This is a genomic window from Methylobacterium sp. M6A4_1b (assembly GCF_053345175.1).
In genome coordinates this window covers 1-12631 of record NZ_JBKEZQ010000031.1, presented here as the reverse complement: position 1 = coordinate 12631, position 12631 = coordinate 1, and the positions used below count along the sequence as shown (strand labels likewise).

General features: G+C 72.5%; 15 protein-coding genes. 12 read left to right on the top strand and 3 right to left on the bottom strand.

Going from position 1 to position 12631, the window contains the following annotated elements; genetic code table 11:
- Window positions 1-3 precede the first annotated feature (3 nt).
- Window positions 4-951: a DnaJ C-terminal domain-containing protein gene (locus tag ACLBWX_RS20355; protein ID WP_447678802.1), complete on the bottom strand. Its 948-nt coding sequence runs from the start codon at window positions 949-951 to the stop codon at window positions 4-6.
- Between the two features lie 179 nt (window positions 952-1130).
- Entirely contained in the window at window positions 1131-1694 is a 564-nt protein-coding gene (locus tag ACLBWX_RS20350) for an RT0821/Lpp0805 family surface protein (protein ID WP_447678801.1), read from the bottom strand.
- A 90-nt stretch (window positions 1695-1784) separates the two neighbouring features.
- On the opposite strand from ACLBWX_RS20350, the gene pdxH reads away from it, so the two are divergent.
- The 6 genes from pdxH to ACLBWX_RS20320 all read left to right on the top strand — a co-directional run bounded on the left by pdxH (window position 1785) and on the right by ACLBWX_RS20320 (window position 5857).
- Window positions 1785-2456: a pyridoxamine 5'-phosphate oxidase gene (pdxH, locus tag ACLBWX_RS20345; RefSeq protein WP_447678800.1), complete on the top strand. Its 672-nt coding sequence runs from the start codon at window positions 1785-1787 to the stop codon at window positions 2454-2456.
- A gap of 196 nt (window positions 2457-2652) precedes the next feature.
- Window positions 2653-3375 carry an SDR family NAD(P)-dependent oxidoreductase gene (locus tag ACLBWX_RS20340; RefSeq protein WP_056469526.1) on the top strand — a complete coding sequence of 241 codons (723 nt, stop codon included), beginning with the start codon at window positions 2653-2655 and terminating at the stop codon, window positions 3373-3375.
- Window positions 3376-3382: 7 nt separating this feature from the next.
- The gene (locus ACLBWX_RS20335) at window positions 3383-4507 is read left to right on the top strand and encodes a hypothetical protein (RefSeq protein ID WP_447678799.1); all 1125 of its coding nucleotides are present in this window, start codon (window positions 3383-3385) and stop codon (window positions 4505-4507) included.
- Window positions 4504-4980 (top strand): NUDIX hydrolase, encoded by a 477-nt coding sequence (locus ACLBWX_RS20330; protein WP_447678798.1) that lies wholly within the window; start codon window positions 4504-4506, stop codon window positions 4978-4980. The genes ACLBWX_RS20335 and ACLBWX_RS20330 overlap by 4 nt, the downstream gene beginning before the upstream one ends.
- Window positions 4977-5441 (top strand): TIGR02301 family protein, encoded by a 465-nt coding sequence (locus ACLBWX_RS20325; RefSeq protein ID WP_447678797.1) that lies wholly within the window; start codon window positions 4977-4979, stop codon window positions 5439-5441. The genes ACLBWX_RS20330 and ACLBWX_RS20325 overlap by 4 nt, the downstream gene beginning before the upstream one ends.
- A 161-nt stretch (window positions 5442-5602) precedes the next feature.
- On the top strand, window positions 5603-5857 hold the full coding sequence (locus ACLBWX_RS20320; RefSeq protein WP_055954093.1) for a hypothetical protein: 255 nt from the start codon (window positions 5603-5605) through the stop codon (window positions 5855-5857).
- A 79-nt stretch (window positions 5858-5936) separates the two neighbouring features.
- Here the strand turns inward: ACLBWX_RS20320 and ACLBWX_RS20315 are convergent, their stop codons facing one another.
- Window positions 5937-7274 carry a dihydroorotase gene (locus ACLBWX_RS20315; protein WP_447678796.1) on the bottom strand — a complete coding sequence of 446 codons (1338 nt, stop codon included), beginning with the start codon at window positions 7272-7274 and terminating at the stop codon, window positions 5937-5939.
- A 114-nt stretch (window positions 7275-7388) separates the two neighbouring features.
- Here ACLBWX_RS20315 and ygfZ point away from each other — a divergent pair, with 114 nt between their 5' ends.
- The 6 genes from ygfZ to dxs form a co-directional block, all read left to right on the top strand.
- The gene (gene ygfZ, locus ACLBWX_RS20310) at window positions 7389-8240 is read left to right on the top strand and encodes a CAF17-like 4Fe-4S cluster assembly/insertion protein YgfZ (RefSeq protein ID WP_447678795.1); all 852 of its coding nucleotides are present in this window, start codon (window positions 7389-7391) and stop codon (window positions 8238-8240) included.
- A gap of 49 nt (window positions 8241-8289) precedes the next feature.
- The gene (locus tag ACLBWX_RS20305) at window positions 8290-8925 is read left to right on the top strand and encodes a DNA-3-methyladenine glycosylase I (protein ID WP_447678794.1); all 636 of its coding nucleotides are present in this window, start codon (window positions 8290-8292) and stop codon (window positions 8923-8925) included.
- Window positions 8922-9524, top strand: a complete 603-nt coding sequence (locus ACLBWX_RS20300) for a hydrolase (protein ID WP_447678793.1) — start codon at window positions 8922-8924, stop codon at window positions 9522-9524. Before ACLBWX_RS20305 ends, ACLBWX_RS20300 begins: the two co-directional genes overlap by 4 nt.
- Window positions 9524-10057, top strand: a complete 534-nt coding sequence (locus ACLBWX_RS20295) for a tyrosine phosphatase family protein (protein ID WP_447678792.1) — start codon at window positions 9524-9526, stop codon at window positions 10055-10057. The genes ACLBWX_RS20300 and ACLBWX_RS20295 overlap by 1 nt, the downstream gene beginning before the upstream one ends.
- A gap of 178 nt (window positions 10058-10235) precedes the next feature.
- Window positions 10236-10514, top strand: a complete 279-nt coding sequence (locus ACLBWX_RS20290) for an exodeoxyribonuclease VII small subunit (protein ID WP_056469553.1) — start codon at window positions 10236-10238, stop codon at window positions 10512-10514.
- A 202-nt stretch (window positions 10515-10716) separates the two neighbouring features.
- A partial coding sequence (gene dxs, locus ACLBWX_RS20285) for a 1-deoxy-D-xylulose-5-phosphate synthase (protein WP_447678824.1) occupies window positions 10717-12631 on the top strand: 1915 nt, incomplete at its 3' end.

Genomic DNA, 12631 nt, shown 5'->3' with positions numbered 1-12631 from the left:
CCGTCAGCCGGCCTTGGCCGCGCGCCGGGCCTGGGCGAACTGGGTGAGCGCCGGGTCCTCGACGCTGGGCAGGGTCACGGCCGTCACGGCGAGGAGGTCGCCCCGCGTCCCGTCCTTCTTCGGCAGGCCCTTGCCCCGGAGGCGGAAGGTGCGGCCCGAGCCGGTCATCGGCGGGATCTTCATCTCCACCGCGCCGGTGAGGGTCGGGACCCGGATCGGACCGCCGAGGACCGCATCCTCCAGGGGCACGTCGACGCTGCCGCGCAGGTCCGCGCCGTCCACCGTGAAGCGGTCATGGGGCAGGATGCGGATGGTCAGCAGCGCGTCGCCGGGCGCACCCCGCAGGCCGCCGGAAGTGCCGAGGCCGCGCAGACGGATGGTCTGGCCGTCGACCACACCCTTGGGCACCACCACGTCCACGTCGCGCCCGCCCGGCAGGGACAGGCGCAGCTTTTCCTCGCTGGCGACCTGCTCCAGGGTCACGCTCAACTCGGCCGCCACGTCCTCGCCCTTGACGGGGCCGCGCTGCGGGCCGCCCGGCCCCGCGCCGGCCGCCCGGAAGGCGTCGCCGAACAGGTGGGAGAAGATGTCCTCGCCGATGCCGCCCCCTCCGGTGGGGCCGCGCCCGCGCGCGGCGCTCTCGAAATCGAAGCCGCCGCCCCCGCCCCCGCCCCCGCCGCCGCGACCGCCGCCGAACCCTCCGAAGCCCTCGAAGCCCGTGGCGCGCGGCTTGCCGTCCGCGTCGATCTCGCCGCGGTCGAACTGCGCGCGCTTGCCCGCGTCGCCCAGGATCTCGTACGCGCTGTTGGCCTCCGCGAAGCGGTCCTTGGCCTTGGCGTCGTCCTGGTTGCGATCGGGATGGTAGGCCTTCGCGAGCTTGCGGTAGGCCTTCTTGATGTCGGCTTCGCTGGCGCCCTTGGAGACGCCCAGCACATCGTAGGGATTTCGCATCGGTCTTCAGGATTCTCGGTGCCGCCTGGGACCGGGCACGGGCCCGGCTCCTTCGGATTCGTCTGTCATGTGGCCGGCCTGTTGCTTCCCTGCAACGGTCTCGCGCGAGAATTCGCTGCGATTGGCGCGGCGTCAACGCTTCTGTTCGAACTGTGATCCGGCCGGACCCGCGGGAGCCCTCAGGAGGAGGCCTTGGCGGCCCGCACCTTGGTCAGGGTCCAGTCCCCGCCGGACGGCTTGCAGCCCGTGCCGCGCACGAAGCGGCTGCCGGCCGGAGCGATCACCGAGGCGAGGAAATCGCGGCAGACGAGGTCGTTGGCGACATAGGGCAGGCCGGTGGGGTTCACGGAGCCGCGCAGGGTCGTCTCCGGGTTGTCCCACTTGACCGGGCGGCCGTTGCCCTGCGGATCGAGGGCGACGGCCAGGGCCGCGTTGGCGCGGCGCCAGTCCTCGGCGCCGAGGTCGTTGCCGAACCCGAGCGGGCGCTTGTCGATGCTGCCGGTGCTCGTCGGCTCGTCCGGCAGCGCCGCACTCGCCTTGTCGCCGCGCTTGGCCGCCTCCGCCACGGCGCCGGTCGCGGCCGTCTCCTCCGCCTGGAAGGTGATGATCGGCAGCCCGCAGCCGCCGAGGCCGAGCAGCACGCTGAGGCCGATGGCCCGCGTGGCGCGCGGCGGCACGGTCCTCGACCGGCGGCGGACGCGAATTTCTGGGACGGCCTGGGCTTTACAGTCGCGCCGACGCATTACACCTGATCTCAAACGACGTGTTGGGCCGAAAAACGTTCGTTTCCCACGTCGGTGCCCCCGACCCGGATCTCACCACAGGATTACGCCTTGGAACGGTTAAGGATCGATGATCCCGCTTCCCGCAGCGCGACCGGGGACGCCACGGGGCCCGGCGACGACTTCACCCGCACCACCGATCCCTGGGCGCTGTTCGCGGCCTGGATGGCGGAGGCCGAGGCGTCGGAACCCAACGATGCCAATGCGATGGCGCTGGCCACGGCCGGCGCCGACGGGCTGCCGGACGTGCGCATCGTGCTGCTGAAGGGCGTCGATGCGCACGGATTCGTGTTCTACACCAACCTCGACTCCGCCAAGGGCGACGCGTTGCGCGAGAACCCGCAGGCCGCCCTGGTGCTGCATTGGAAGAGCCTGGGCCGTCAGGTCCGCGCCCGCGGCCCGGTGACCCACGTGACGGCCGAGGAGGCGGATGCCTACTTCGCCAGCCGCGCCCGCAACAGCCGCCTCGGAGCCCATGCGAGCCGCCAGTCGCGCCCGCTGGCCGACCGGGAGACCCTCGAGCGCGCGGTCGAGGCCCTGGCCGAACGTTACGGGGAGGGCCCGGTGCCGCGCCCGGAGAACTGGACGGGCTTTCGCATCGCGCCGGTCTCGATCGAGTTCTGGCAGAACGGCCCGTTCCGCCTGCATGATCGCGTCCGCTTCACCCGCGACGGCGAGGCTTCCGGCGGCGGGGTCTGGCGCGGGGCGCGTCTCTATCCCTGAGGCGGATCGACGGCTCTCCGCCGTCGGGGCGCCGGCATCTTGGTGCGTCGCGGGATGACCCTGGATTTTAGGACCCGCGCCCCTTATTCCTGGGCGTGGCGTGGGGGCTTCTCGGCGGCGCGGCGGCCTCGCCGGCCGGACGCCTCCCGATCCTGAAGGAACGGTCTTGGCCTCATCCAACGAACGCCGGCGCATCATGCTGCTCACGGGGGCGAGCCGTGGGATCGGCCACGCCACCGTCAAACGGTTCTCGGCCGCCGGCTGGCGGGTGATCACCTGCTCGCGTCATCCCTTCCCCGAGAACTGCCCCTGGGAGATGGGTCCGGAGGATCACCTCCAGGTTGACCTGTCCGACCCCGAGGATACGGTGCGGGGCATCGAGGAGGTGGCCGGGCGCCTCGCGGCCGAGGGCGGCCTCCTGCACGCCCTCGTCAACAATGCCGGCATCTCGCCGAAGGGTCCGCAGGGCGAACGCCTGGGCGCCATCGCCACCGAGTTCGGGGACTGGCAGCGGGTGTTCCAGGTCAACCTGTTCGCACCCCTCCTCCTGGCCCGCGGCCTCTGCGAGGAGCTGACCCGGGCCAAGGGCTCCATCGTCAACGTCACGTCGATCGCGGGCTCGCGCGTCCATCCCTTCGCGGGCGCCGCCTACGGCACCTCCAAGGCGGCCCTGGCCGGCCTGACCCGGGAGATGGCGAGCGATTTCGGACCCCTCGGCGTCCGCGTGAACGCGATCTCACCGGGCGAGATCGACACCGCGATCCTGTCGCCGGGCACCGACAAGATCGTCGCCGGCATCCCGCAGCGCCGGCTCGGCACCCCCGACGAAGTCGCCAAGGCGATCTACTTCCTGTGCACCGAGGCCTCGTCCTACGTGAACGGCGCCGAGCTGCACATCAACGGCGGACAGCATGTCTGAACGGGGGATGCGCCGCGCGCTTCTCGTCGGACTCCTGATCGCCGCGACCCCCGCCCGGGCGCAGCCCTCGGTGACGATCCTCGACCTGCCTTTCCGGGCCCGCGCCCTGCGGGGGCCGGGCAGCGAGGTCGCCATCGCGGTGGCGACCTCCGGCCTGCTGCCCCTCGCACGCGCCCGCAACGCCAATCCCGCGGTGGTGGAGCCGGAGGCGCCGATCGCCGTGGTCTGGGGTGATTCCGGCGGCGCCGCCCTCAGCCTGGTCGACGGACAGGTGGCTGCCACCCTGCTCGGCGCCGAGGCGGTGGAGGGACTGGCGGCCGCCGAGACCCCGCGCGGCGCCCTGCCCGGTTCCCGCCGCGCCGTCTCCGGTCCCTTGAGCGCGCATCTGGCGAACCCGGTGCCGGCCCTGGCCGGCGGTCCCGAGCAGGCCGGAAGCCTCGTCCTCCGCGAGCGCCAGCCCGTGGCGATGGGCAGCGACCCCAAGCCCGTGCCGGTGGCCACCACCACCCTCTCCGCCGCGCCCGACACGGCCTTCGCCCTGCGCCGGCCCCGGATCGGCCGGCTGGACGGCAGGCCCATCGTCCTCGCCGTCACGATCGCGCCCGCCGGCGGGGCCGCCCTCGTCCTGTTCGCCAAGGCCGAGCCCGGCGCGGGAACACCGCCCGGCACGGGCTGGGCGCTGCTGGCGCGCAGTCCCGAGCAGGCCACGGGCCCGGGCGGCCAGCCCCTGAAGCCGGCCGCGCTCGCGGATTTCTCCGGTACCGGCCGGTCGCAGGTCGCGGCCGTGGCGGCCCCCGACGGCGTCGGCCGGCTGCAGCTCTGGGCCCTGGAGGCCGGCGCCCTGCGCCTGATCCAGGAGTCGCCGGGCTACACCAACGTCTCCCCCGGCGAGGGCGAGGCCGACCTCGCGGCCCTGGTCGAGCCGGAGCGCGAGGGCGCGCCCGAACTCGCGCTCCCGATCGCGGACCGGAGTGCCGTGGCGATCCTCTCCCTCAAGGAGGGCATCCGCGAGCGATGGCGTGCGCCCCTGCCCGGGCTCGCCGCCTTCGGCCTCGCCAGCCTCGGCCGGGGGGCGGCCACCCGCCTGCTCGTCGGCCTCGCCGACGGTCGCATCGCCGTGGTGACGCCGTGAGCGGAACCGATCCGGAGGCGGCCGCGTCGCGCCTGTTCCCGACGCGGCCCTTCGTCGGCACCTCGATCGCGGTCCTGCGCGACGACCGCGTGCTCCTCGCCGCCCGCGCCAACGAGCCGATGCGGGGCGTCTGGACCCTTCCCGGCGGCCTGGTCGAGGCGGGCGAGCCCCTGGCCGAGGCGGCCTTGCGCGAATTGCAGGAGGAGGTCGGATTGTCGGCCGAGGTGGTGGGCGTGCTCAGCCCCACCGAGATCATCCTGCGCGATCCCGAGGGACGCGTGCGCCATCACTACGTGGTCCATCCTCACGCCGCCCTCTGGCACGGTGGCGAGCCGGTGGCCGGTCCGGAGGCCCTGGGCGTCCGCTGGGCCACACTGGCCGAGCTCGAGACCCTGGCGACCACGCCCGGCCTCGCCGGAACCGTCCGCGAGGCCTTCGCCCGGATGGCCCGGCACGCGGAGCCGGCGGCGTGAGGATTCGTGACGCGGGACTCGCGGTCGCGTGCGGCCTCGCCGTGCTGACGGCTCTGCCGGATGACGGCTTCGCGCAGCAATCCCGCGGCGGCGCGTCCCGGGCGGCCCCGAAGCCGGCCGAGAAGGAGAAGGAGCCGCCGCCGCCGCCGGAGCCGCCGCCCGCGCCCTACGACCGGGACCTGCTCCGTCTCTCGGAGGTCATCGGCTCCCTCGCCTTCCTGCGCGACCTCTGCGCCGCCCCGGATGCCCCCGAATGGCCGGCCCGGATGAAGGCCCTGATGGAGGCCGAGGGCGTGACCCCGGGCCGGCGCGACCGCCTCGCCGGCGCCTACAACCGCGGCTATCGCGGCTACAGCCTGACCTACCGGGTCTGCACGCCCGCGGCCACCGAGGCGTCCACCCGCTTCGTGGCCGAGGGCGAACGCCTGTCGCACGCCCTGGCGAGCCGGTTCGGCGGGTAGTGATGCCGGTCGGCCACAGGGTCCGGGCCGCTGGCGAAAACGAAGAATTTGAGTGCCCGCGTTAACCGCTTCGCAATTCCTGGCTTTGCGAACCTCTCCGATCGCCCTATCCTCGTGGTTACTCGCCGGGTCGTTCACCGGCGCAAACGATGATGTGGCCCATGCACATGGATACGGTTTCCGCGCCCTTCGAGGCGGATCTCGACGACAAGCGCGTCGCTCTGAGCTACGTCTCGGAAGCCTTCGCCGAGGGCTGTCTCGACGGTCTCGACGGCGACTGCATGGCCCAGGCTGCCCTGTTCGCGGCCTTCCAGGAACTCGTCACGACCTATGGCGAGGAGGCGACCGCCCGCTACGCCGAGGGCTTCCCGGACCGCATCCGCGGCGGCGCCTTCACCACCAGCCCACAGCACTGACGGGACGATCCGGCGCTCGACCGATCGACGACCGAAGGGCAGGCGCCGGGCACCTGCCCTTTTTGCTGCGCGCCGGCCGTCAGGCCGGCGCAAGGGCCTCTTCGAACAGCACGGCCTCGCCGCGGGACGGTGCGGTGAGGACCCCCTCCCACATCACGCTGTTGCCGCGCACCAGGGTGCCCACCGGCCAGCCCGTCACGGTGACGCCGTCATAGGGCGTCCAGCCGCATTTCGAGGCGATCCACGCGTTGCGGATGGTCTCGCGGCGCTTGAGGTCCACCACCGTCACGTCGGCGTCGTAGCCCACCGCGAGCCGGCCCTTCCGGGCGATGCCGAACAGCCGCTTCGGGCCGGCGCTGGTGAGGTCGACGAAGCGGGCCAGCGACAGCCGGCCGGCGGCGACGTGGTCGAGCATGATCGGCACCAGGGTCTGCACCCCCGTCATGCCCGAGGGCGAATCCGGGTAGGGCTTGGCTTTCTCCGCCAGCAGGTGCGGCGCGTGGTCGGAGCCGAGGATGTCGGCGACGCCCTGCGAGAGCCCGTGCCAGATGCCGTCCCGGTGATCGGCGCCGCGCACCGGTGGGTTCATCTGCACCAGGGTGCCGAGGCGGGCATAGGCCTCGTCGCCGTCGAGGGTGAGGTGGTGGGGGGTCACCTCGCAGGTCGCCACGTCCTTGGCGCCGGCGAGATAGGCCATCTCCTCCTTCGTCGAGATGTGCAGGATGTGGATGCGGGCGCCGGTGGCCCGGGCGATGCGCACGAGGCGCTGCGTCGCCTTCAGGGCCGCCTCCGGCGAGCGCCAGACCGGGTGCGAGGACGGATCGCCCGGCACGCGCCGGTCCTTCTGCGCCCGCAGCATCGGTTCGTCCTCGGCATGGAAGGCGGCGCGCCGGCGGGTGCGCTTCAGGATCTCGGTGACGCCGGCATCGTCCTCGACCAGCAGCGAGCCGGTGGAGGAGCCGACGAACACCTTGATGCCGGCCGCTCCCGGCAGGCGCTCGAGTTCGGGCACCAGGTGCGCGTTCTCGTGGGTGCCGCCGACCCAGAACGCGAAGTCGCAATGCATCCGGTGGTGCGCCCGGGCGACCTTGTCGGCGAGCGCCTCGGCGCTGGTGGTGAGCGGGTTGGTGTTCGGCATCTCGAACACCGTGGTCACGCCGCCCATGACGGCCGCGCGCGAGCCGGATTCGAGGTCTTCCTTGTGATCGAGCCCCGGCTCGCGGAAATGCACCTGGCTGTCGATGATACCGGGCAGCAGGTGCAGGCCGGTACAGTCGCGCCGCTCGGCGGCCTGCGCCTGCGCGAGATCGCCGATCGCCGCGATGCGTCCGGCGCGGATGCCGAGATCGGCTTGGGTCGCGCCGTCCTGGTTCACCACGGTGCCGCCGGCGAGGAGGAGGTCGAAGGGCTGGTCCATTCCGAATCTCCTGGAGCCGTCCGTGGTCCGGACGCGCATTGAGACGGGGTCGCGGGCGGCTTATGTCAGCCCCGGACGGCGCGCAATGCCGCCGCCGCTCGTGAAGGAGTCGTCATGCCGATCGCCCTGCTGCCGGACCGCGCCGTCGTCACCGTCTCGGGCGAGGATGCGACGAGCTTCCTGCAGGGCGTGGTGACCTGCAACGTCGAGAGCCTGGAATCCGGCGAGGCCCGCCTCGGCGCCCTGCTCACGCCCCAGGGCAAGATCCTGTTCGACTTCCTCGTCGCTCGCACGGCCGACGGCTTTCAGCTCGACGCCGCCGCCGAGCAGGCACCCGGCCTCGCCAAGCGTCTCGGGCTCTACCGCCTGCGCGCCAAGGTGACGATCGCCCTCGACCCGACCCTCGGCGTTGCGGCCGCCTGGGACGGCGCGGAGACCGCGGCGGCGGTGACCCGCCTGCGCGACGGCCGCCTCGGCGCGCTGGGCGAGCGCCTGACCTTCCGGCTCGGGGCCTTCTCGGCGGACGCGACGGAGGCCGACTACCACGCCCACCGCATCGCCCTCGGCATCCCCGAGGGCGGGCGCGACTTCCCCTGGTCCGACGCCTTCCCGCACGAAGCGCTGATGGACCAGCTCGGCGGCGTCGACTTCCGCAAGGGCTGCTATGTCGGCCAGGAGGTGGTCTCGCGCATGCAGCATCGCGGCACGGCCCGGACGCGGATCGTCCCGCTGGTCGCGGTCTCGGACCAGGCCCTGCAGGGCGGGGCCGAGATCACCGCCGGGCAGCGCGCGCTCGGCACCGTCGGCAGCGTCGCGGGCCGGCGCGCCCTCGGCCTCCTGCGCCTGGACCGCCTCGCCGACGCCCTGGCCGCTGGCGAGCCCCTGCGGGCGGGCGCGGTCCCGGTCGGCGTCGAGAAGCCGGCCTTCGCGACCTTCGCCTTCCCCGAGACGGCCCCGGCCGGTTGAGGGCGCCACGACATCGACGCGCGGGCCGTGCCCGGCTAAACCCTCGCCGATGCCCACCGATCCCTCCGGCCTGATCCACCATCCCGACGGCTGCGCCCGCTGCTGGTGGGCCGGGCTCGACCCCGTCTACGTCGCCTATCACGACACCGAATGGGGCGTGCCCGAGCGGGACGGCCGCGCCCTCTACGAGAAGCTCATCCTCGACGGTTTCCAGGCCGGCCTGTCCTGGATCACCATCCTGCGCCGCCGCGAGGGCTTCCGCCGCGCCTTCGCGGACTTCGACCCGGAGGTGATCGCGCGCTTCACGGACGCGGACGTGGCCCGCCTGATGCAGGATACAGGCATCATCCGAAACCGGGCCAAGATCGTCGGCACCATCGCGGGCGCCCGGGCCTACCTCGCCATCGAGGCGCGCGGGCCGGGCTTCTCGGCCTTCCTCTGGGACTTCGTCGACGGCGCGCCGATCCAGGGCACGGCGCAGGATCGGCGGGGCATCGCCACCGAAACCGACGTCTCGGGAAAACTGTCCAAGGCCCTGAAGGCGGAGGGTTTCACGTTCTGCGGGCCGACCATCGTCCACGCCTTCATGCAGGCGGTGGGCCTCGTCAACGATCACCTCGTCGGTTGCCACCGGCACGGGCCCTGCGCCGCCCTCGGGGATCGGACGACGGGGAGCTCGCCATGAGCGGCGACCGCGGCCGCGCCTGGCAGCGGATGCTGTCGGGACGGCGCCTCGACCTCCTCGACCCGGCCCCGCGCGACATCGAGATCGCCGACATCGCCCACGGGCTCGCCCGCGTCGCCCGCTGGAACGGGCAGACGGCCGGGCCGCACGTCTTCTCCGTGGCCCAGCACGCCCTGCTGGTGGAGGCCATCGGCCGTGCGCGGGCGCCGGACCTGCCCGGCGTCGACTGCCTCGAACTGCTGCTGCACGATGCCCCCGAATACGTCATCGGCGACATCATCTCCCCCTTCAAGGCGGCCATCGGCGATTCCTACAAGGCGGTGGAGCGCCGGCTGCTCACCGCCATCCGCCAGCGTTTCGGCCTGGCCGAGCCGGGTCCGGCGCTGTCCGCCCTGGTCAAGCTGGCCGACGGCATCGCCGCCTATCACGAGGCGACGTGCCTGGCCGGGTTCTCCGAGGCCGAGGCCGAGGCGATCTTCGGGGCCCGCGTGCCCCTCGGCCCCGAGGCCGAGGCGCTGCTGGCACCCTGGCCCACCGGCATGGCGCAGGCGCGCTTCCTCGCCCGTTTCCAGGCCCTCGCGCAACCGGATCCCGCCTGATGCCGCATCTCCAGGTCTGCCCCCTGTCGCGCCTGCCCGAGACCCTGGACGCCTCCGGCGCGACCCACCTGATGACCCTGATGAAGGTCGGTACCGCCATCGCCCGGCCCGAGGGCATCGCGGAGGGGCGCCACTGCGTGGTCGAGGTCAGCGACATCGTCGCGCCGATGGACGGGCACGTCACGCCGGGCGAGGTCCACGTCGCGCAGATCCTCGACTTCGCCAGGGCCTGGGACCAGTCGCGCCCCCTGTTGATCCACTGCTACGCCGGCATCAGCCGCTCGACGGCGGCCGCCTACATCGCCGCCTGCGCCCTCGCGCCGGAGCGCGACGAGGCCGAGATCGCCCGGTCCCTGCGCATGGCGGCCCCGTCCGCGACGCCCAACGCCCTGTTCGTGGCCATCGCCGACCGCATGCTGGGCCGGGACGGGCGCATGGTCGCGGCGATCGCGGAGATCGGGCGCGGCGCCGAGGCCTTCGAGGGCGAACCGTTCCGCCTCGCGTTCGCATCCGACATTCGGGTCGTGGGTTAAGGCTCTGAAGGACAAAACTGTTCGGCGATGTCCATTGGACCCGAGGCGTGCGAATCGAGGCGTCGAGGGTGTGGCGCAAACGCCGCCCCGGACGACGAAACGACGATCCGCAGGCCGGATCGGGTTGTCGGCTTCCGGGCCGGAGGCTTAGACCGTCCGGATCACGGGGTAGTTTAGAATGAGTGTCACGCGACCCGCCGTTGCGTCGACGTCCGGCACGGACGAACCGAGCCTCGACCTGCCTTTCGAGAAGGCGCTGGAGCAGCTCGAGGACATCGTGCGCCGCCTGGAGAAGGGGGACGTCCCCCTCGACGAGTCGGTGGCGATCTACGAGCGCGGCGAGGCGCTGAAGCGCCATTGCGAGGGCCTGCTTCAGAAGGCCGAGGCACGCATCCAGAAGATCACCCTGGGTCCCGACGGCAGGGCGGCCGGCGTCGCTCCCCTCGACGTCGACTAGGGAGCGGTCCCGCTCCCGAACGAAATAATCCATTGGCGCCAAATCATTGCGCGCATGTTTTCCCTCCGGGCGTGAGGTTGGTTCGGTGTCACGACAAGAAACCTCGCAAGACAAGATCGCGCAAGAGAAGGCCGCGCGGGAGAAGGTCTCTCCGGGCCTGGCGCAGGCGTCGTCGGTGTCGTCCTCGGAGGCGACGGCGATCCTGGACGGTCTGGCGGAGCCTTCGGCGCTGCGGCGGCTGCCCGAGAGCGCGCTTCAGGCGGTGGCGGACGCGGTGCGCACCGAGATGATCGACGCGGTCTCGGTCACGGGCGGGCATCTGGGTTCGGGGCTGGGCGTGGTCGAGCTGACCGTGGCGCTCCATCACGTGTTCGACACCCCCGACGACCGCATCGTCTGGGACGTCGGCCACCAGGCCTACCCGCACAAGATCCTCACGGGCCGGCGCGACCGCATCCGCACGCTGCGCCAGCCCGGCGGCCTGTCGGGCTTCACCAAGCGCTCGGAGAGCGTCTACGATCCGTTCGGGGCGGCCCATTCCTCCACCTCGATCTCGGCGGCGCTGGGCATGGCGGTGGCGCGCGACCTCGACGAGGCGGCGGCCAAGGCCAAGGGCTCGGCCGCGCCCAAGCGCCGCAACATGGTGGCGGTGATCGGCGACGGCTCGATGTCGGCGGGCATGGCCTACGAGGCCATGAACAATGCCGGCGCCCTGCACTCGCGCCTGATCGTCATCCTCAACGACAACGACATGTCGATCGCGCCCCCCGTGGGCGCCATGTCGGCCTACTTCGCGCGGCTGGCCTCGGGGGGCACCTACCAGTCCCTGCGCGAGACCGCCAAGCAGCTGGGCAAGCTCCTGCCCAAGGGGCTCTACCAGCGCGCGGCCGCGGCCGAGGAATACGCCCGCTCCCTGGTGGTGGGCTCGGGCACGATGTTCGAGGAGATGGGCTTCCACTATGTCGGACCCGTCGACGGGCACAATCTCGACCATCTGCTGCCCGTCCTGAAGAACGTGCGCGACAGCGAGCAGGGGCCGATCCTGCTGCACGTCGTGACCCAGAAGGGCAAGGGCTACGCACCGGCCGAGGCCAGCGCCGACCGCTACCACGGGGTGGTCAAGTTCGACGTGCTCTCGGGGGTCCAGGCCAAGGCCAAGCCGAACGCGCCGGCCTACACCCGGGTGTTCGGCGAGAGCCTGATCAAGTGCGCCGATGCCGACGACAAGGTGGTGGCGATCACGGCGGCGATGCCGGGGGGCACGGGCATCGACCTGTTCGGCAAGGCGCATCCGGAGCGCACCTTCGACGTCGGCATCGCCGAGCAGCACGCGGTGACCTTCGCGGGCGGCCTGGCGACGGAGGGCTACAGGCCGTTCGTGGCGATCTACTCGACCTTCCTGCAGCGGGCCTACGACCAGGTCGTGCACGACGTGGCGCTGCAGAACCTGCCCGTGCGCTTCTGCATGGACCGGGCGGGACTCGTCGGCGCGGACGGGGCGACGCATGCGGGCGCCTTCGATCTGGCCTATCTCTGCTGCCTGCCGAACATGACGGTGATGGCGGCCTCGGACGAGGCCGAGCTGGTGCACATGGTGGCCACGTGCCACGCGCACGACAGCGGCCCGATCGCCCTGCGCTACCCGCGCGGCGAGGGCGTCGGCGTGGACCTGCCCGAGCGCGGCGACGTGCTGCCGATCGGCCGGGGCCGGATGGTGCGCGCGCCCGAGGGGGCGCGGGTGGCGCTGCTGGCGCTCGGCACGCGGCTGTCGGAGGCGCTGAAGGCGGCCGACGCGCTGGAAGCGGAGGGGATCGCGGTGAGCGTGGCGGATGCGCGCTTCGCCAAGCCGCTGGACGAGGCGCTGATCCTGGACCTGGCCGGCCGCCACGAGGTGCTGGTGACGCTGGAGGAGGGCTCGGTGGGCGGCTTCGGGGCGATGGTGCTGCACCTGCTGGCCGAACGCGGCGCGCTGGATGCCGGCCGGGTCCGGGTGCGCACGCTGACGCTGCCCGACACCTACCAGGACCACAACACCCCCGACGCCATGTACGCCGAGGCCGGCCTCGACGCCGCAGGCATCCTCAAGACCGTCAAAGCCGCACTCCCCGAGCGGAAGG